Annotated in this window: 19 protein-coding genes; 8 read left to right on the top strand and 11 right to left on the bottom strand. The window is 60.0% G+C overall.

Annotated elements, in window-relative coordinates:
* Positions 1-850: 850 nt before the first annotated feature.
* Both ACWJJK_RS00755 and ACWJJK_RS00750 read right to left on the bottom strand, forming a co-directional pair.
* Entirely contained in the window at positions 851-1516 is a 666-nt protein-coding gene (locus ACWJJK_RS00755) for a DUF2959 domain-containing protein (RefSeq protein ID WP_156881642.1), read from the bottom strand.
* A 28-nt stretch (positions 1517-1544) separates the two neighbouring features.
* On the bottom strand, positions 1545-2837 hold the full coding sequence (locus ACWJJK_RS00750; RefSeq protein WP_086133492.1) for a nickel-dependent hydrogenase large subunit: 1293 nt from the start codon (positions 2835-2837) through the stop codon (positions 1545-1547).
* A 545-nt stretch (positions 2838-3382) separates the two neighbouring features.
* Here ACWJJK_RS00750 and ACWJJK_RS00745 point away from each other — a divergent pair.
* On the top strand, positions 3383-4876 hold the full coding sequence (locus ACWJJK_RS00745) for a MinD/ParA family protein (protein WP_454128544.1): 1494 nt from the start codon (positions 3383-3385) through the stop codon (positions 4874-4876).
* 252 nt (positions 4877-5128) lie between these two features.
* Here ACWJJK_RS00745 and ACWJJK_RS00740 read toward each other — a convergent pair whose 3' ends face one another.
* Positions 5129-6493 (bottom strand): alkaline phosphatase family protein, encoded by a 1365-nt coding sequence (locus ACWJJK_RS00740; RefSeq protein WP_077730851.1) that lies wholly within the window; start codon positions 6491-6493, stop codon positions 5129-5131.
* Between the two features lie 143 nt (positions 6494-6636).
* On the opposite strand from ACWJJK_RS00740, the gene ACWJJK_RS00735 reads away from it, so the two are divergent.
* Positions 6637-7431 carry a hypothetical protein gene (locus ACWJJK_RS00735; protein WP_156881317.1) on the top strand — a complete coding sequence of 265 codons (795 nt, stop codon included), beginning with the start codon at positions 6637-6639 and terminating at the stop codon, positions 7429-7431.
* Positions 7432-7487: 56 nt separating this feature from the next.
* Here ACWJJK_RS00735 and ACWJJK_RS00730 read toward each other — a convergent pair whose 3' ends face one another.
* The 7 genes from ACWJJK_RS00730 to ACWJJK_RS00700 form a co-directional block, all read right to left on the bottom strand.
* Positions 7488-8024 carry a PepSY domain-containing protein gene (locus tag ACWJJK_RS00730; RefSeq protein ID WP_156881318.1) on the bottom strand — a complete coding sequence of 179 codons (537 nt, stop codon included), beginning with the start codon at positions 8022-8024 and terminating at the stop codon, positions 7488-7490.
* Between the two features lie 270 nt (positions 8025-8294).
* The gene (locus ACWJJK_RS00725) at positions 8295-9104 is read right to left on the bottom strand and encodes an energy transducer TonB (RefSeq protein WP_454128543.1); all 810 of its coding nucleotides are present in this window, start codon (positions 9102-9104) and stop codon (positions 8295-8297) included.
* The gene (locus ACWJJK_RS00720; protein ID WP_077730847.1) at positions 9101-9535 is read right to left on the bottom strand and encodes an ExbD/TolR family protein; all 435 of its coding nucleotides are present in this window, start codon (positions 9533-9535) and stop codon (positions 9101-9103) included. The genes ACWJJK_RS00725 and ACWJJK_RS00720 overlap by 4 nt, the downstream gene beginning before the upstream one ends.
* Positions 9532-10017 (bottom strand): MotA/TolQ/ExbB proton channel family protein, encoded by a 486-nt coding sequence (locus tag ACWJJK_RS00715; protein WP_454128542.1) that lies wholly within the window; start codon positions 10015-10017, stop codon positions 9532-9534. Before ACWJJK_RS00715 ends, ACWJJK_RS00720 begins: the two co-directional genes overlap by 4 nt.
* 50 nt (positions 10018-10067) lie before the next feature.
* Positions 10068-11300 carry a MotA/TolQ/ExbB proton channel family protein gene (locus ACWJJK_RS00710; RefSeq protein ID WP_454128541.1) on the bottom strand — a complete coding sequence of 411 codons (1233 nt, stop codon included), beginning with the start codon at positions 11298-11300 and terminating at the stop codon, positions 10068-10070.
* Complete coding sequence (locus ACWJJK_RS00705; RefSeq protein WP_156881322.1) at positions 11297-12028, bottom strand: DUF3450 domain-containing protein; 732 nt, start codon at positions 12026-12028, stop codon at positions 11297-11299. The genes ACWJJK_RS00710 and ACWJJK_RS00705 overlap by 4 nt, the downstream gene beginning before the upstream one ends.
* Before the next feature lie 206 nt (positions 12029-12234).
* Positions 12235-13170, bottom strand: a complete 936-nt coding sequence (locus tag ACWJJK_RS00700) for a lysylphosphatidylglycerol synthase transmembrane domain-containing protein (protein WP_454128540.1) — start codon at positions 13168-13170, stop codon at positions 12235-12237.
* Between the two features lie 20 nt (positions 13171-13190).
* Between ACWJJK_RS00700 and ACWJJK_RS00695 the strand changes: the two genes are divergently transcribed.
* From ACWJJK_RS00695 to ACWJJK_RS00670, 6 genes are all read left to right on the top strand, one after another.
* The gene (locus ACWJJK_RS00695) at positions 13191-14309 is read left to right on the top strand and encodes a DUF3080 family protein (RefSeq protein ID WP_077730842.1); all 1119 of its coding nucleotides are present in this window, start codon (positions 13191-13193) and stop codon (positions 14307-14309) included.
* A gap of 209 nt (positions 14310-14518) precedes the next feature.
* Positions 14519-14956, top strand: coding sequence for a GlcG/HbpS family heme-binding protein (locus ACWJJK_RS00690; protein ID WP_077730841.1), 438 nt, complete (start codon positions 14519-14521; stop codon positions 14954-14956).
* 212 nt (positions 14957-15168) lie between these two features.
* Complete coding sequence (gene ribA / locus ACWJJK_RS00685; protein WP_346425849.1) at positions 15169-16482, top strand: GTP cyclohydrolase II; 1314 nt, start codon at positions 15169-15171, stop codon at positions 16480-16482.
* Positions 16482-17507, top strand: coding sequence for a zinc-binding dehydrogenase (locus ACWJJK_RS00680; protein WP_156881325.1), 1026 nt, complete (start codon positions 16482-16484; stop codon positions 17505-17507). The genes ribA and ACWJJK_RS00680 overlap by 1 nt, the downstream gene beginning before the upstream one ends.
* A gap of 17 nt (positions 17508-17524) precedes the next feature.
* Positions 17525-17899, top strand: a complete 375-nt coding sequence (locus ACWJJK_RS00675; protein ID WP_156881326.1) for a 6-carboxytetrahydropterin synthase — start codon at positions 17525-17527, stop codon at positions 17897-17899.
* A gap of 11 nt (positions 17900-17910) precedes the next feature.
* On the top strand, positions 17911-18816 hold the full coding sequence (locus tag ACWJJK_RS00670; RefSeq protein WP_454128539.1) for a class I SAM-dependent methyltransferase: 906 nt from the start codon (positions 17911-17913) through the stop codon (positions 18814-18816).
* 81 nt (positions 18817-18897) lie between these two features.
* On the opposite strand, the gene ACWJJK_RS00665 is transcribed toward ACWJJK_RS00670, so the two are convergent.
* Positions 18898-19395, bottom strand: coding sequence for a Spy/CpxP family protein refolding chaperone (locus ACWJJK_RS00665; RefSeq protein ID WP_156881328.1), 498 nt, complete (start codon positions 19393-19395; stop codon positions 18898-18900).
* Positions 19396-19464: the final 69 nt, after the last annotated feature.

The following is a 19464-nucleotide window of genomic DNA, read 5'->3' as shown; positions in this document are numbered from 1 at the left end:
GCATGGGAACCTTCCATTCGGCGCATTACGCTAAAGCTAATGCGCCCTACACTAAGTACATTCAGGGAAGTCTTGCGGCATAGGCAACCTGCAGGACAACCCCGCCAATCAAGCCAATCTGTCGAGATTCCGCAAATATTTGCGGAATGTACTTAGAGCGTTTTCCATCCCAGTGTACGAATTCGTTCCAGGAGGGGAGAACGTAGGTCGGCAATCCCTTGCCGACAAAGCCCTTCGCCGAGCCGATACGTCGGCAAGGGATTGCCGACCTACATATCCGAATCCCTTACACCGATCCGGAAAACGCTCTAGCTGAGATTATCCAAACCTGCGAGCTTCAGGGCATAGGATGTGCTGAACAAAGTGAAGCGCATCGATCTGAACAACGTGACAGATCGGCAGGGCGAGGCGCAACGCGATGAGCGGGCAGGCCAGGGATGGGCTGCCCCGGACTCGCGAGCGAAGCGGGACAGCGTAGCGTGGCGAGGCCGCCCATAGGGTGCCGGACAGGGATTGTCCGGCATGAACCCATCGATCGCGACCGATGCGCCTCCTATCGTCGGCAGCATCCTATACCAGTCAAGAGTCGGATTGAGTCAAATTATCGATGGGAAGACACTCCATGAAACTCTCCGACTTTCACCGTAGATCTATCGCACCCCGAGGACGGCCGTTCTTTAGGGAATAACCGGTTTTGCTGTCGGACGCACGCAACGGATTCCTTCGAAGACGTAGCAACAGGTATCAATAAGACCCTGTACCAGCAGGCCCTCGAACCCTTCGACACGCTCAGGACAGGCCCTTCGACAAGCTCAGGGCAAACGGCCCACTGGACAGACTCAATGTCTTGTCAGGCGGGACCGCCGACCGACTTGATGAACTCGTCCGCCTCCCGGATCGACGCTTCCATGGATTTGATGAGCGCCGAAATATCGGTTTGGAGGCTGTCGAGTTCGCCCCGGAGCGAGGCGATGGCTTGGGCATTGAGGTTGTGCTTCAGGAATAGGACCTGATCGCGGAACGTCAGCAATACCGGCTCCATTTTGGATTCGGCGCGTTTCATGGCGGCGATGAGCTGATCGTAGCGCCGGCGCGTCCCCGTGAGCTTTTGCTGGCTGCTGCGCTTGAGCGACGGGTTCTGGTATTGGGAGAGTTCATTTTCCCATTCGTCGAACAAGGCTTCCGAAACGTCCTCGATGTCGTCGATCCGTTTCCGAACCTCGTCCGCCTTGGCCCGGCTGCGCTCGTATTCGGCGTCGAGCTCCCGGTACTTCTCTTCCAGGCTGCCGCCCTTGAAGCCGGTGAGCGCGGTAAACCGATCCAGCGCGTTCTTGAACTGTGTCTTGGCCTCTTCCTGGCTGTCGCGGGCCTTTTCTACGCGGTGAACGAGAATGTCGCGCTTGTGAAAGCCCAGCGACTCCGCCGCCCTGTAATAAGCGGAAGAACAACCGGTCAGGACGAGAAACAGGAGCAGGAAAAAGCTCCGCCGCGCGACGAGCTGTACATGGTTGGGCATGGGAAAGCGGCTCCGAAAACGAACAGGCTCAAGATCGTACTACATTCAGATCGAGAAAATCGCTCGAACAGGCGATGCACGGATCGTAATTGCGGATCACCCGCTCTCCGTACTGCCGCAATTCCTCATCGGTTCTTTCCGGGCCGAACGATTGCAGCGCTCCGAAAAGATCCTCCTCGATACACGCCTGGTTATGCATGGCCGGAGAAACGATCCGTGCGCGCATCACGCGACCCTGGGCATCGACTTCGTAGCAGTGCCAGAGAATGCCCTGCGGAGCTTCGGTACAGGCGAATCCGGTCCCGGCACGAGTTCGAGCCTCGACGTACGATGCCTGCGGCTCATAGCCGTCCAGCAGGCGAATGGCATCGGTTATGGCGAAATACACCTCCACCGCTCGCGCCACGATACTGTGGAAAATATTTCGGCTGGGAAAAGCGATGCCGGCTTTGCGCAGAGCCTCGGCCACCGGACCGGGCAACAGGTCCCGGTTCAGGTTCAGCCGCGCCAAGGGCCCCGCGAGATAAGGCCTTCCCTCGATCAATGAATAATCGGTCTTGGAATGCGGATCCCGGTGCACTTGGAAATACCTTTCGAAACTCTCGACGGCTATGTCCAAGCCGGTACTGGAAACGATGGTGCCGCCACACATCGGGTACGCGTCCGGATGCCGCAGGGCCACGTTGATGAACGCTTGTTCGCTGGAAGGCAGATCGATGCCGCCCGTCCAAGCCACCAAGGACTCCGCTTCCGGCAAGGCCGCGCGCAGCCGCTCGACCGATTGCCTGACCTGGGCCTTGGACGGCGCATGGTGAAATCCGCCGATGCGGACTCCCGCCGCGCGGGAAGACGAGGCGTGAAACAGGCGGATCAACTCGCAACCCAGATTATGCAGACGCAGTCCGCGGCGCACTTCGTCCGGAAAATCCCGAGACATTTCCGCGAGGCTCGAAAACCCAAGGAAATCCGGTGCGGCGAGCAAATGAATGTGCAGCGAATGGCTCGCGATCCACTCGCCGCAGCACATCACCCGCCGCATCGCCTGAATCCAGGCTGTCGGACGGCAGTCCAAAGCCGATTCGAGGCCTTGCACGGCGCTCATTTGATAGGCTACGGGACCGGTCCCGCAGATGCGCGCCAGCGTGTCGGGCACGTCGAAACATGCCCGTCCTTCGAGAAATGCTGAGAGCAGCCGGGACTGCTCGAAGATGTGAAGCGCAAGGCTTTCGATCCGCGCGTTGCGGATGCGCAAGTCCAGGATGGCATCCCCGTCCAGCCGCGCGGGTCCGGATCCGGTATCGACAGCTTGTTGTTCACTCATGAATTCGATTGCCATCGCCTTGCTACCTCGTAAAAAGTGATGGCGATCGATTTAAGCGGAGACACATGTTTCGGCTAGGTTCACCCTCCCTGCAAGCCAATTCCGGTAGAAACGCCGCGGCGGAACTTCCGCGCGAGCGACCGCATGCCCGGCGGTCCTCGACGATACCCCCTTGTCCGGTGCCAAAGCGCGCAAGCCTCGCTCGAAAGCAGTTCGACGCGAAAGCGCCGTGACCGCTCATCGCCCCGCTCCTCCGAAAAAACCGGGAACGGAAAAAGATCGCAAAAAAACCCTTCTTGGCAAAAACAGCGACCGAGGGGCCATGTCACACTCCCTGTAACGTCCATGAAAATATCCGTTCCGGTCATCGACCGGGTCGCGGCAAACCGAAGCACGCCAAAAGGCTCCATCGGAGCGGAACTAGGTTACTACCGCCGCTCCACCTTGCATAGAACTCGTTTCGAAAACCGATTTGAAAGCGTCACACCGGCATTCATCCACGGCTACACTTTTAAGATCGAAAACCCCAAAAGGCCCCCTCACTCATGGCTCGTGTCATCGCCATCACCAGCGGCAAAGGCGGCGTCGGCAAAAGCAATCTGGCCGTCAATCTGGCCTGCGCGCTGTCGGAGCACGCGGAAAAGACCTGTCTGTTCGACGCCGATACCGGTCTCGCCAACGTCAATGTGCTGCTGGGCGTACATCCCGAAGCCACTCTCGCCGACTGCCTGAAGGGGCGAAAGCGTCTGGACGACGTCATACTCCGCTACCGCGAGAATTTCCACATCGTTCCCGCCGCATCCGGCATCGCGGAGTGCGCCAATCTCGAACCGGAACAAAGGCACCGGCTGATTCTCGGCCTGGCCGATCTGGATTCGAGCTACGACTACATCCTGATCGATACGCCGGCCGGCGTGGAAAACAACGTGCAGGATTTCTTGCTGGCGGCGGGCACGGCGATTCTGGTGATCACGCCGGAGCCCACGTCGCTGACCGACGCCTTCTCGCTGATCAAGATCCTGAAAAACCGCGAGGCCGAGATCGATTTTCACGTGCTGGTCAACATGACCAAAGACCGCGCCAGCAGCCTGGAGGTGTTCAACCGCTTTCGGGGCGCGATCAAGAACTACCTGGGCTTGAACGTCGATTATCTCGGCTATGTGCCGCTCGATGAGGCTCTGCTGGATGCCGTGAGCTTGCAGACGCCGGTGACGCAGACCCACCCGAGTTCTCCGGCGAGCTGGGCCATCAAACAGATTGCCGAAGTCATTCGGGAACGGCTGCCGGCCACAGGGGATGCATCGAACTTCAGCCGCTACTGGGACAAGGTGGAAACCGATCTGTCCCGGCAGGCACCGGAACCGCCGGTCACGGACGCTGACGGCAACCCGGATCGTCCGCCAAGCACGGAGAACGATGCGCCTGCGGCCGAGCACGCGCCATTCGTCCCAACGCCGACACGCGAGTCCATAGAATCCCAGATCGAAACCTATCTCAAACGGTTCAGCGCTTTTCCGTTCGATACGATTCAAATGCTTTATCGGGATCTCGAAGTCAAGGGATTTCCGGAAATCGATTTAAAAGAGATTTGCACGACGCTGGAAGCCATTTACGAGCGACGCTACGAACGGCCTATCAAAAGTCCCGACAGCACGATCGTTCAGTTGCTGGCGAACGCTCGCGGGTCGGACGAAAAGACCCGCCAACTCGCGGAATTCCTCAGATCGAGCTACGAGCGGCAGTTCGGATGCAAACTGATCGATCCTCTGGTCGAGATGGAACGCTGGATTTCCGAGGAGGCTTTCACCGAGGCGGATTTCGAGCGCTTGCTCGAGAAAGCCCGAGAATGGTTTCGAATCCGCTTCGGGAAACCCTACGCGGACGAAAAGGACCGGCTGATCGAACAGCTTAGAATCGAGATTGGTGCCTTGGGGGAGCGGGAAGCGGCGCTGCAAGCCAGCGCCGAGATCCTGATGGAAGCCTTGCGACCGGTTCGGGATTCCAAAATGCGCTTGGACGAACTAGCGCAGCGAAAATAAAGCCCATTCTCGATCCTGTTAGCCTTTGCCTAACAGGAATCCCTTCCCAATCGCAACGCAAACGTCGCTTTAGTCGCGACCTTTCCCGACACGACGAATCGTCGGCAAAGGATTGCCGACCTACAAATCTGTGTCGCCAAGTAGGTCGGGAATCCTTTCCCGACGCAACGGATGTGTCGGCAATGGATTGCCGATCTACAAGAGCTTATTTCGGCCTATACACCGGCGCGGCGCCGATAGAACTTTAAGCGATCACAAATCCAGCGCATTCAGCAAGTCGTTGGCTTTGGCGTCACGCTCGCCCAGCGGTTTCAGATCGAACCGGGTTTCGATGAATTTCAGGATCGATGTGCCGTCATAGAAGGTGTGATCGACATACCCGCGCTTGGCGAACGGGGAAATGACAATGGTCGGCACGCGGTTGCCCGGTCCCCAGCGGTCACCCGGAGGTGGCGGGACATGATCCCAAAACCCGCCGTATTCGTCGTAAGTGACGATGATCACGCTGTTCCGCCAGAGCCGGCTTTGTTCGATCTTGCGGATCACCGCCACCGCCTGCATCTCCCCGGCCAGAAGATCGGCATAGCCGGGATGCTCGCTATGGGCTCCGATGGGCTTATAAAAGGAAACCGCCGGCAAATTTCCTTTTTCGATGGCCTTCAATAAATCCGTTTCGTCCTTGAGATGCCTGGCCCTTTCGCGGGTTCCCTGGGCGTAGCGGTCGAAATACGCGAATGGCTGATGATGGTACTGAAAACTTTCGTCGGCTTTCCCTGCGATCGCGTCATTCCAGCCGCCGGAATACCACGCCCATGAAATCTTTTTCTCCGACAGGCGATCGCCGATCGTGGGAAAAGTTTGCGGCGGCAAAAGCCGGCGCGGATCGGTGATCTTCGGACTGTGAGGCGTCTGCATCGTCTGAATGGTGTTCACGGCATAGCCGTCGGGCGTAAACACGCCGTCCTTGATCAACTCGCCTTTCTCGTTCAAGACGACGGTCGATTCGGCCGGCGGGTCGTCGTGATGCGGCGTACAGGCGCAGACCAGCCAAAAATGATTCAAGAGCGACCCGCCGAAAGCGGCCTGAAAGAAACGATCCGCCAGCGTGTATTTTTCTGCGTACTCCCACAACGGAAGCTTGCGGCCGTCGTAATACCCCATGGCCAGGCCGCCGGCATCCGACACGGCCGCGAAACGATCCATGCGCCCGCCGTTGATTTGGGCCTGGTGTTGATAAAATCGATGTAGCGGATCGCCGATTTTTTGATCGATCGCAACATACTGGCTGATCTCGAACGGACGGTTCGGCAAATCCGAAGGAAAGCGCTCGTCGGGCACAGGCGGCTTCTTTTCGGTATTCATTACCCTGGGCAGGGTGGCGTAGACCCCGCCTTGACGATCGGTCTGCCGCATCGTTTCCTCCGGCGCATTCGCCAATCCGTCCGCTCCCGGAAACAGTCCGTAGAGATTGTCGAAGCTGTGGTTCTCAAGATAAATCACCACGATGTGGCGAATCCGGTCCAATCCTGGGTTCCGGCTCGATTTGGCCGAAGCAGATAAGGGCGTCGAGAGAATCAGAAATATCAGGAGGACATTCAGGCAGGCTGTTTTTTTCATCGCGGATGTTCGAAAGACTTAAGTCGCTGATGCCGTCAAATTCGTAACCGGTTATTTTACGCAGTCCAGTGTTACGTCGCGTGACAAATCCGCTCAGACTGATGCCCAAGCCAAATCGCCCGAGTGCCCGCAGCGATAGAAACATGACTGTCAAAGTCGATAAGCAGCCGACTCGGCCCGTGATCCTGATCGGAGCGAGCAATCTCGCACGGGCCTTTCCCTTGGTCGTGAACGGTCTGCGAGCGGGATTGCGGGAGCCTTTGGACGTGCTGGCGGCGTTCGGGCATGGCCGATCTTACGGGCTCTGGAGCCGGATGCTGGGCCGAACGCTTCCCGGCATCGTCCGGTGCGGGCTGTGGACCGCTCTGCGGAAACACGGTTCGGACAGTCTTCCACCGTTCGCGGCCGTGACCGATATCGGCAACGATCTGGTTTACGGCGTCACCGTTCCGCAGCTGCTCGCCTGGGTCGAAGCCTGCCTGAGCCGGCTGGCCGAGCAACGCGCCGAAATCGCCTTGATGGCCTTGCCGCTGGAAAGCGTCGAACGGCTTAATCCCTGGAAGTTCGAATTGTTGCGCAGGACTTTCTTCCCGGCGCACCGAATCGCGTGGCCGGTGCTGTTCGATCGTGTGAACCGCTGCCAGGAAGAAATGCGGCAGCTCGCGAGGGTATACGGCATCCGCTTGATCGAGCCGCCGGCCACCTGGTACGGCTTCGATCCGATCCATATGCTGCGCCGCCGGCAGCCGGAAGTCTGGCGCGAATTGTTTTCACAGTGGCCGGCCTGGGATCGGTCCGCTTCCATTGCCTATCCGCCCTTGGCGGAGTCGATCCGCCTGCGCGCGATTTGTCCCGCCGAACGCTACCTGTTCGGCCATCGACAAATCACTTCGCAGCCGGTCCTGAAGCAGAACCGGTTCAAGCTTTCGATGTACTGAGGGCAAAAAAAGGGGCTCCGCGGAGCCCGTTCGAGGATGGGTCGGATCGGAAAGTGTCACTCTTTGCCGATCTGGTAAATCTCTTCTTCGTCGTCCTCGACGATCTTGCCGGTCGCCGCATCGACCTCCATCTTCAGTTCCTTTCCGTCCGCGGTCTTGATGTCGAATTCATAGGACGCATCGCCGTTGGACTCGATCTCGTACTCGGTCTCGACGATCTCGCCCGGATGCTTTTCGAGGGCGATCTTCTTGGCCTCCTCTTCGCTGATCTTCATCTTGGCCTTGAACAGCGGATCGTCGGCGCTATCGACTTCCTGTTCCTCCTCGGTAATTTTTCCCGTGTTGGCGTCGCATTCGTATTCCCAGTCCTTGCCGTCCGTGCCGGCGATCTCGAATTCATAGGTAGGGGCGCCACGCTCCTTCTTGAACTCGAGCTTGACGACCTCTCCGTCTTTCTTGGCCAGCGCCGCCTCCAGGCATTTTTCCATGCTGACCTTGGTTTTCGGCATTTTGATTTTTTCGGCGAATGCCGCGGTCGCTCCCAAGGACAAAAACAGTGCGGTGAATGTTGTTATTGTGATGCGTGTTTTCATCGTTTGCCTCCGTTGGCTTCTGGCGGGAACATCGGACTCCCTAGAGATTTTGATTCAGCGATCCGCGTTTGTTCTTCAAATCGGATGCCGGATTCGAGTATAAGAGCCTTCTTATTCATTAACAATAACATGCCGTACCCCCTACATCCGGTAAGGGACTCTTTTCGGTACCCGCGTCGCCGCTGATCGGCCGGCGCGTGTTCGACTCGCGTCGAGAATCCAAGCTATCGCACGAGCAGGTGAAACCGCCTACATTCGGGATATCGCCCTTCAGCGCTCCTCGAGCCTGAATTTCATCGTGAGCGTGGCGCGCTGGGCCACGGCGCGGCCTTCGCTGAAGGCGGGCTTGAAGCGCCACCGCCGGATCGCCTTGAGCGCGGCCTCGTCGAATACCCGCTCGGGGCTGGCCGCCACCACCCTCGCCGCGCTCACCGTACCCGAAGGGCTGACGTCGATCTCGATCCGCACCCAACCCTCGATTTTTTGCGCGCGGGCTCGGGGCGGATATTCCGGCAATACACGGGAGAGTACGACCAGATCCCCGGCGCCGGAACCACCTTCGCCGGTCGAGCCATTCCCCTCTCCGGTCGGCTTCTTTTCCGGATTCCATTGCCCAGGGGGTGCCGTAAGGCGTGAGTCGGAGCCCGGCACAGGGCTAAGCGGGGCGCCCGTGCCCTGTTCGGGAATATCCAGCCGAGGGGCCGGTACGCCCGGCGCAGGGGCCGGCGCTTTCCGAGGCTTGGGGGCGCCGGTACGGCCGGACCCGCGCGCCGGCGCTTTGCCGGAAGGCTTGGCGGGACCGGATGGCGGGCGCCCGGTCGACGGCCGGGACTCCGGCGCGACCTCGGTCATCGGCTTGGGCGCGGGCGGCGGAACCGGTTTCGACTCCTCGGTCTTCGGAATGATGCGAATGAAATCGACCGGCTGCGGATTGGGCGTCGATATCAGCCTGGTCTCACGGTAACTGATCAGGGCGCCTATCAATAACAGCAAGGCCAGATTAATGACCGCCGCCGCGGCGAAGGCTCCGGCCAGGACCCATCTCGAGCGGCTCGAGATCCCGGCAAGGGAGGTTTTCATGGCGTGTCTGGAGCCGTACTGGCCGCGACCGAAATGTTGACGAAACCGGCGAGGCGCAGCTGATCCATCACTTTGACCAGCAAGCCGGTGCTGGTATGGGCGTCTGCCAGAATGATGGCGGCTTGGGCCGGATTGGCGAGGCCCAGTTGTTCGAGCCGGGCGCGCAACAGGCGTATGTCGATGGAAGCATCGTGCAGCCAGATTTGTTCGTCGGCGGTGATGGTGATGATCACCGCCGCATTCTGCTGCGGCACCGCCGTTGCGGCCTTGGGACGCTGAACCGCCACCGCCGATTCGCGGATAAAGGAGGTCGTCACCAGAAAAAAGATCAGCAGGATGAACACCATATCGATGAGCGGCGTCAGGTTGATCGCATCGGCGCTTTCGTCGCCGCCGTCGGTGCGGCGCGTGAACAGGCTGCGTTTTCTCATGGCTGCCGCAAACGGTCGGCATAGCGGCGCTCGAAGGCCCTAGCGCGGCGGTTGAGGTTGTAGCCGACCCCCACGCCGAAAAGTCCCATCACCAGGCCCGCCAGTGTTGTGATCAGCGCCTGGGAGACGCCTCGCGCGACGATGCGCGTTTCCGCACTGCCGAATACGCGGATCAGGTCGAAGGTTTCGATGATGCCGGTCACCGTGCCCAAGAGGCCCAACATCGGCAGAATGCCGGAAAGGGTCCTGATCAGGCGCAGATGGCGGCGCAGGGCAATTTTCATCTCGATCACCGCGGCGGGGGAACGCACAAGCGGCACACGTCGCTCCAAGAACCTGGGCAATGTGCGGAGAAAGAACCAGTAGCGCTCCAAGACCAAGGTCCACAGCAGCAGGGAGACGGCCAGCAACGGCCACATCACCGGGCCGCCCAAATCCATCAGATCTTCGACGTGCTGCTCGGATTTATGAAGAAAGCTCAAGAAAGTTTCGAAAACCCGGCCGCCCATCGTGCCTCCTCTTCGTGGGCAAATTAGACCCTGTTCTTCGGCGGAATATCCCCATCCGCCGGGGCATTCCGCCGTTCGAGGCGAGCCGCGAGCGCGGCCGAGGCATGCGCATCGAGCAAGGCGGCGAGGGTCTGGCTCTTCCCCAGCAGCAGGCTGTGCAACAGCAGGATCGGAATGGCGGTAACCAGCCCCTCCACGGTAGTGACCAAGGCCTCCGAAATCCCGCCCGACATCAATTTCGGGTCGCCCGAGCCATGCAGGGCGATCGCCTGGAAGGTCTTGATCATGCCGGTCACCGTGCCGAGCAAGCCCAGCATCGGCGCAATGGCGGCCACCAATTTCAGGAAAGGCAGAGCCCGCTCCAAGTGTGCCTGTTCGCCGGTCAATGCCTCTTCCACGGTCAGGTACAGGACCTCCTCCTCGTTCGTGTTCGCTTGTTCGAGCCGCGCGAGCACCCGACCCAGAGGGTTGTCGAGCCGGGGTCGCGACGACTGTAGCTGGTTTCGGATACGCTGCCCGATCCGCGTCAGCTCGACGAAGCGGTAGGCGGCAAGCACATAGGCAACGCCCGCAAGCACCAGGATCAGGTAGCCGACGACACCCCCCTGGGCTATGCGTTCGCGCAGAGTCGGAACCTGCACCAACAACTGCAAGGTTTGCCCAGCCGAGGGATCGATGGCCACCGGCGCCAGCGACGGCGCCTCCACGCGGGCATACTCCCGAGCCAAATCGAGGAGGTTCGGGGCCGGCTGCCTGGGCAGTTCGATCAAGCGGTCGACCTCGGGTGAATAAACCAGGTAACGTCCTTCGGAGAGGAAGCTGAATCCTCCCAGACGAAGCACTTCTTTCTCGGCTGCCTGCCCGCTCGGTGCGTAAACCGGAGCCCGGAAGCTTGCGATGCTGCCCAGGGCGTCGAGCTGGTTCTGCAAGCTGGCGAACAGCTGCGTCAGTTCGTCGGCGTTCGGCATATGGCGGCTATCGGCGAGCCGGTCGATCAGTTCCCGTTGGTGCGAAGGATCGCCCGCCAGAACCTGCTGCACATAATAGGGCTTGAGATTCGCGGCGCTCTCGCGGATGCTTAAGAACAATTCCTCCTTGGCCGCCAGCACCGTCATCAGTTCAGCCTCCACTTCCGACGGCGGGGCCGGCTGTTCGGCTTTCGCCTCGGGTGCGGCCAGGGCGGACGGAAGAAAAACCCCGAACACCGCACAGGCGGCCGCAATTCCCAGGACGCGGAGCACGCAAAGCGGCCTCACGGTGACTTGGGCCCCGGCAGCGGCAGCACCATCAGTTGCGGAGGTTCCAGCTTGCGCGCCGTGCGCAGCCCGCGGGCGATCGCTTCGTTCTCCTCGCCGGACAGCCGCTGCCAGCGCCGCAGATCGTTGCGCCAGATGCCCGATTCGTGGCCATCCAGGGTTTGATAATAGAGCGCCAGGCGACCGATGCTTAGGAAATCCACCAGGCGTTCGTCGTTCCCTATCTTTAGAACAGCCCGGTAAGCTTCCACGCTCCTCGCATAGTCGAGCTCGACCCTGTAGGCTTCCTGAACGCGCCGATATTTCTCAGCCGCGGACGCGGCAGGATCGCGGATCAGCTTTTCCAGCCTATCGAGCCGATCACGGCGCTCTTCGAGAAGGAAAGGAGGGCCATTTTCGATCCCTTGCTTCAATGCGGAAACGGCGTCGGACAATATACCGTTCAATCGCTGGTCGAGCTCGGAAAGCGTCTGAAGCTTCGCTACCGCCGCGTCCGGCGATGCAGGCGGCTCGGACGGAGTCGCCCCCGGCCCGTTAGGAGGCCGAGTCGGCGCAGCCGGCGTCAGGGACGAAGCGATAGCCAGCAGGCAGCCGGCGATGGCGGGTAGTACGTTGCGGCGAGGGAACACCTTGGGTGAACCAATTCCAGGCTTATAGTCGCCGCAGGATATCACAGGCGTTTCAAAGCCGAGCAACGGGAAAACTTCCCGACCGGAGCGTTGGAACATTTCTCTTGCCGCAGACGTCCGATGTGAATACTACGCCGTCTCGCGGTCATGGATTGGTTCCTGATCGGGAGTCTTCGGGAAACGATGCCTCCCGAACTTGAGCGCGCTATTTAGAGCCTATCCCAGTAGGCCGTTCGCCCTGAGCCCTTCGACTTAGCTCAGGACAGGCCTGTCGAAGGGTTTTGGGCACCTACTGGGATAGGCTCCTACTCGGTAACGGAAACCGTCTCCCGACGCCGCACCAGCAGAAGCAAGAGTGCTCCCGGCAAGGCCGTCAATAGATGCAGGGCACCGAAGATCAGGGATACGGCGAGGCTTTGCTCGGGCGTCAATCCGGCGGGAGCGAGCAAGAACACCGCGGCCGCCTCCCGCTTGCCCCAGTCGGAAACCAGCCCCGGCAGCGAACTGACGCCCAGCAATAACAGCGGCCCGAGCATGAGCACAGTCAGAGCGTCGCCGGAAATGCCGAGCCCGACGGCCGCCAAGGCGAAGTTCGCGGCCAGCAGTAGCTGGATCAGCACGGACAACCCGTAGTGTCGAGGCGAGCGCAGCGGATTGCAAATGGCGAGCACGACGCCGGCATGCAGCTGCGCCATCGGCCAGAATCTTCGGAAGACGAGCACGGCGACGCTCACCGCAGCGATCAGGATCAGGGCGAACAAGCCGATCTGAAATCCGGGAAATTCGCTGTACAACCCCAGGTAAACCGGCGTCAATCCAAGCACCATGAGGAGCAGGACGATCTTGCCGGAGAACCGGTCTATGACCTGGCCGATAATGAGCTGCCAGGTTTCGGCGCTGCCCCGCATCAATTGAAACCGCGCGAGTTCGCCGACCACCAGCGGCGGTCCGCACTCGCTGACGCTTTGGCTGATCCAGAGGACACGGATGAAGTCCTTGAAAGGCGCACAGATTCCCAAGGCACGGCTGATATACCACCAGCGCAGCGCAAACACGGCTATCGAGAGCAGGAAGATTCCGACGATCGCGACACCCATGGCGGGATCGAAGCGGCTGAGTTGAGTTATCAGCGCGGAGCGGTCTATCTTGGCGAAAATGAAGGTCAAGACCGCCAGCATCATGATAAAGCGCACGCTCCGGCGATTGAGCCACGCCCCCGATTTCAGGAGAACTTGTTTCACTACTTTGATGCCTTATTTATATGGAGATCATCGTCGGCTCGGGCGCCGTGAAATCGAACCCCGCGCGTAGTCTTAGAGCATCTTTCATCGGTTTTTTCGTCATCGTTCTCGCACTGGGATTGCCCGGCTGCTCCGGCGATTCGCCGGAAGCCATGTTCGAGAATTACCTCGACCGCCTCGCGAACGTGACCGAGGTCGACATCGACGAAGCTATTGCACCGCCCGCCGTGCCGCCTTATCCGCGGCTACGGGACATCGTGCTCCCGATCGATGATATCCGAATCGGCGTCATCACTTATCTCGAAATGACCCGATGCGGGCTGGTCGGCGAAATCAGCGCGCGGAACAGCTCTCTCGGACGAGTACAGCGGGAAAGCGGCCGCTTCCTTTACGAGCTGAATCTGTTTCGGAAACTCTCCGAGTGCGAAGCGAGACTTGGAGGACCGGGCGAAGACCCGGAATTCGGCCGCAAGATAGAGTCCCTCCGGCAAGCGAAAGCCGACAATTTACCCAAGGCATTCTGGAACGCGACCTTCGCGGCCAAGGAATTCCGCGTCTTCATGGATACGGCAACCGCCCCGCTTCTGCGGAGCGAAAAGATTTCCGTGGCCCGCTTCGAAAGGCCGATTCGGTATCTCGCTTCGCTGGGCGCGAAACTCGAGGAAGCGCCTTCGATACCTCCAAGCGAATTCGAACAGCACTATTTCGAACTTCAAACCGATAAGACCGGCGGCAAAATCGTACGCGCCCTGAGCCTTAGCGGGTTTTATCTGGACCGGGTCGGGCTGCTTCTGGAACAAACCGCATCGACCGGGCGAATGTGTCCCATGGGCAAAAAAACCCGGCGGGCCGAGTATCTGTTCAATGTATTCGTCAAGTTTTACGCCGGCGAAGTGCAATCCTACATCAGCCGGCTTCATCAAACCGCATCGCCATTGATCGAAAGCGTGAGGCATTTGAAAGAAAGCCAAAGGGCCGAAATCCCGCCAGCATTCGACAGCTATTACGCCGCGACGCTCGACCCGGCAACCGAGCAAGGCCTGTGGCATCGCTTCAACGCCGCACTGCAACGCCACACCCGCGCCTGGCAGGCAGTATTGAAACCCTGCGGAATGATGCCGGGGGGACCCGCGGCTTAAGCAAGTAGGTCAGATTTCGTACTTGCCCGAATTCTGCGACGGGATGACTGATGCCATTTCATGGGAGTCGAAGGGAGCGAACATATCCCGCGCGGAATGACATGTCGGAAAAGACGGATAAAATTGTTCTGACGAGGGCGACGCGGAACGGCAACCGCTCCTCGGCATTACCAAGATCCGGCGTTTATTTGATACAACAAGGAAAACCCATGAGCACTCTGACACTCGATATCGCCAATGCCATTATCGACGGCGCATTCAGAAAAGCGCGGGACTTAGGATTGGCACCGCTGGCAGTGGCCGTTTTGGACGAAGGCGGTCACTTGAAGACGATGCAGCGGCAGGACGGCGCATCTTTCATGCGAGGTTCCATCGCCTTGGCCAAAGCCTGGGGAGCCATAGGGATGGGCGTATCCTCGCGCGAATTGGGTAAAATGGCGAAAGAACGTCCCCATTTCATGACGGCCTTGACCGAAGTGGCGGATGGCCGGCTCATGCCGGTGCCAGGCGGTGTGCTGATCCGCTCGGCGGACAATCGGATCGTTGGCGCGGTCGGAATCAGCGGCGACTTGTCCGATCTCGACGAAAGTTGCGCGATTGCGGGAATCGATGCCGTCGGCCTAATCCCGGATTATGGGAAGAAATAACGATATACTGGCGTTTGCGTTCCCGGTCCGGCTGTGGCGTGGCCGGCGGGGCGGTCTCGGCTTGTTCGGCACAAGCCGGGCTCCGTCGGTGCAGCGGCATTTTCCGGACAGAACGACCGAACCCGGCACACACAACTTATTCGGTATCGACTCGGCAATATTGGTGTTTATACTGTTTGCCTTTTTTACCGCGAAACCCCAAAAAACCTGTAGTGAAGAACCTCGTCAAGACTCGAATTCCGACCGGCTACGGCGAATTCACCCTTTATCTTTACACCGAGCACGGCAAGGACCACCTTGCCTTGGTGAAATCGGACGTAAACGGTGAGAGCGGCGTCCCCGTCCGGGTCCATTCGGAATGCCTGACCGGCGACGTCTTCGGCTCTCGGCGCTGCGACTGCGGGGATCAGCTCAAACACACCCTTCAATATCTCGGACGCTCCCGCTGCGGCGTACTGCTTTATCTGCGTCAGGAAGGACGCGGCATAGGCCTCCGCAAAAAGCTGGAAGCCTATAATCTCCAGGACCGCGGCCTCGACACGGTGGAGGCCAATATCAGCCTCGGCCATCAGCCTGACGAACGGAATTACGGCGTCGCCGCGCTGATGCTCAAGGATTTGGGCGTTCGCTCGATCCGGCTCATCACCAACAACCCCCGTAAAGTCGACGAACTCACCGAATACGGGATCGAGGTCGAGGCGCGCATTCCCATCGAGGTCGGCCATCATGACGACAATGCCGGCTATCTGCGTTCCAAGGCCGAAAAGCTGGCCCATTTGCTGACATTTCGGGAAAGCACGCCGTTCCACCGCGAATTCGCATTCATCGAGCCGTTGATAGACCAGCTGTCGCTGGCCCATGCCCCGGCGGAAAGCGGCCCTTTCGTCACCCTGACCTATGCCCAAAGCGTCGACGGCAGCATCGCCGTCGACAGCCAGGTTCCCTATGCCCTGAGTTCGAGGCAGTCGCTGACGCTCACCCATTTCCTGAGAGCGCACCACGACGCGCTGCTGGTCGGGGTCAACACCATCCTCAGCGACGATCCCCAGCTCAACGTCCGTTACTATGAAGGCGAAGATCCGCAGCCGGTCATTCTCGACAGCAACCTGCGGACGCCGCCGGACTGCCGCGTTCTGAAGCAGTCGAAAAAGCCGCCCGTCATCGTGACCACCGGCGAATCGGACCCGGCCAAGCGCGAGGCGCTGCTCTCGGCCGGCGCGAAAATTCTCGTGGTGGGAGCAAGCGAGGACGGCTGCGTCGACTTGAAAGAAACCCTGACGAAACTGCGCCAAATCGGTATCCGCACCCTCATGGTCGAGGGGGGATCGAAGATCATCGGCACCTTTCTCAAACATCATTTAGTGAACTACTGCGTGATTACAATAACACCAAAAATCATAGGCGGGCTCAAAGCCATCGACGATCTGTGCCGCTCCGGCGAGCAAGCCCCTTTAAGCATCACGGACTGCCAGTACCATGTCCTGGGTTCCGACATCATCGCCTTCGGCCCGGTCGGATACGTCTGATGCGAGTACAAGCCGTTTGTCATGTAGCCCCCAAATCGGTGGCGGTGCAGGAAATCGATCTGCCCGCCCCACGAACCGGAGAATTACTGATCAAAGCCCTGTGCTCGGCCATCAGCCCTGGCACCGAATCCCTGATCTTCCGGGGCGAGGTGCCCGAGGATCTGCCTCAGGACACGAGCATCGGCAGTCTGCAAGGAAACTTCAGCTATCCGTTCCGGTACGGTTATGCCCTGGTCGGGGAAGTCGCCGCCGTGGGAGCGGACGAAGACCGGGACTGGCTGGGCCGCCGGGTCTTCGCCTATCACCCCCACCAAAACTACGCCGTCGTCGATAAGAAGGATTGCCTGGTCCTGCCGGAGGGGGTTCCGGCGGAGCGCGCCCTGTTTCTCGCCAATATGGAATCGGCGCTGAATCTGGTGTTCGATTCGGCGCCGCTGCCCGGAGAGCGGATCATGGTTTTCGGGCAGGGCATCGTCGGACTGCTCACCACCGCCGTGCTCGGCCGATTTCCGCTTGGAGAGCTGATCACGGCCGATCCTCTCGCGTTCCGCCGACAAAAATCCACCGAGATGGGCGCGGCCCTGGCCATCAACCCGACCGTCAAACGCGAAGTCGCGGCGCTTAAAGAGTGTCTTTTCTACGACGGCGCCGACGGGCTGGATGCCGCCATCGAAGTCTCGGGAAATCAGGCCGCTCTGAACCAGGCCATCGAACTGACCGGTTTCGACGGCCGCATCGTGGTCGGTTCATGGTACGGCCAAAGCGAGGCGCCGCTCGACCTCGGCGGCCATTTTCACCGGCGGCGCATCCGGTTGGTTTCGAGCCAGGTGAGCACGATCGACCCGCGCCTTTCCGGCCGATGGAGCAAGAAGCGGCGGCTCGACCTCGTCTGGGAGTGGCTCGCCGAAATCCGTGCGGAACGCTTGATCACCCATCATTTCGCGCCCAGTGCCTGCCAGGAAGCCTTCGAGCTGGTCGACAGCAAGCGGGCTGGGGTGTTGCAGCCGATTTTCGAGTACACCTGACGATCCGAGGAACCGCGATGTACCAGCTAGCCATCACCCGCGACTTCATCGCCCGCCATTTCCTGATCGGCGGGGACTGGGGCGACGAAACCCTAGAGCACAGCCACCACTACAAGGCGGAAGTGCTGATCGAGGGCGAACAGCTCGACCGGCACGGCTATCTGATCGACATCGTGGATCTGGAGCAAGCAACCATGGCGCTGATCGGAGAGTTCAAGGACCGCGTACTCAATGATCTCGAGCCTTTTCGCGGCCTCAACCCCAGCCTCGAACGCTTTGCCCGCATATTCTGGGAACGGCTCAGAGATCGGGTGACGCTGCACGGCGTAAAGATGACGATCAAGCTTTGGGAGAACGAGCGGGATTGGGCGGCCTTCGGCGGGACGCTTTAACTCCGGCGACCGTGGACATTCCTTTCCACGACTATCTCGAAGCCAAGTTCGCGCTGGACGAGCGCAGCCTGAACCGCGAGGTCCAAACCGAGTTTGCCCAATGGCTGTCGGGCAAACCGCGCTCGACCTGCCTCGACCTCGGCACCGGTACCGGTGCTTCCGTGCTGCGGCTTCTGAAGCTGGCCCCCGAAACCGATTTGCACATCACCGCCGTGGATCGGGACCGGACCCTTTTGGACACCGCCCGAGAAAGAACGGCCGGTTTGCTTCGGAACGGAGGTTCGGATGTCTCGGCACAACCGACCGGCATCCGCGCCCGGCAAGACGGCCGTGAAATCGCCGTGGATTTCGTCTGCAGCGACCTACGACACTTCGAACCGAATAAAGCCCCCGGCTCTTATGACGCGGTCATTGCCCACGCGGTGATGGATCTTCTGCCGCTCCGGACCATGGCCGGACGGATCGCGCGCTGGCTGCGGCCCAGGGGGATCTTTTACGGCACCATCAATTACGACGGCGAAACCGCGCTGTTTCCGGTCTACGCCGATGCAGAGTTCGAAAATCGCATCCTTGCCGTGTACGACGCTTCCATGGAGAAGCGCCGGGTATGGGACGAAAACAGCGGCGGCGCCCGCTCCGGAAGACGGCTGCACCGCGTCCTCGGCGAAACCGGCTTCGAACCGATCGCCTACGGCAGCTCCGACTGGAACATCACCCCGCTCCGCCGCATTTATCGCAACCGCGATGCCGTTTGCCTGGCCGCCCTGCTGAACATGATCCGGGACGAAGCCCTAAGATCGGGACAATTCTCCACGGATTCGCTCGACCGATGGTACCGGGAACGCTCCGAGCGATTGACGGCCGGAGAACTCGGCTTGATCATTCATCAGATCGATCTGTTGGCGGAGAAGGTTTGATCTTCGGTATTCGGCGGGTTACGCGGGGGTGCCCGCTAACCCGCCCTACGAGCCCATGGATTCCGAATTAGAATTAGCTCGTTACTTCGCGCCCGGATGACGCGGGCCGCCGTGGTGCTTCCATTTGTGAGCGCGCTCGCCGAACGGGGTCAGCTCATCGAAGACTTTGCGCTGTTCCGGGGTCAGCGTGGCGTAGAAGGTCTTGGTCGCGGCCAGGGCTTCTTCGAGATAGGTCTGTTTTGCCTTATTGTGGGCGATCATTTTTTCCAGACGCTCCGGGGCCGGCAGGTTCTTCATGGCCTCGCGGTCGGGACGGGACTGTTTCTTCTTTTCCTTGATTTCCTTGATCTTGGCGGACCAGGTGTTCCAGTCGGCTTCCTGCGCCGACGTAAGCTTCAATTCCTTGCGCAGTTCCGCCATCCGCTCCTCCATGAAGCGCTCCCGCCGCTCCGCCCGCGAACCGGCGGGACCCTGGTTGTAAGCGCCGGATTCAGGCTTGGCTTCTCCGGACTCGGCGATTGCGGCTACGGGGGTGAGCAGGGCAAGAGTGATCAAGAGTGCTTTAGGATAAGATTTCATGTGGATTCCTCCGGTTTTGTGAAACGTCGGCCGAAGCCGATTCTGTTTAGACCGCCGGGACCGTCCCGC

Source organism: Methylocaldum gracile, assembly GCF_053646815.1.
This window is presented reverse-complemented; position numbering and strand designations above follow the sequence as displayed.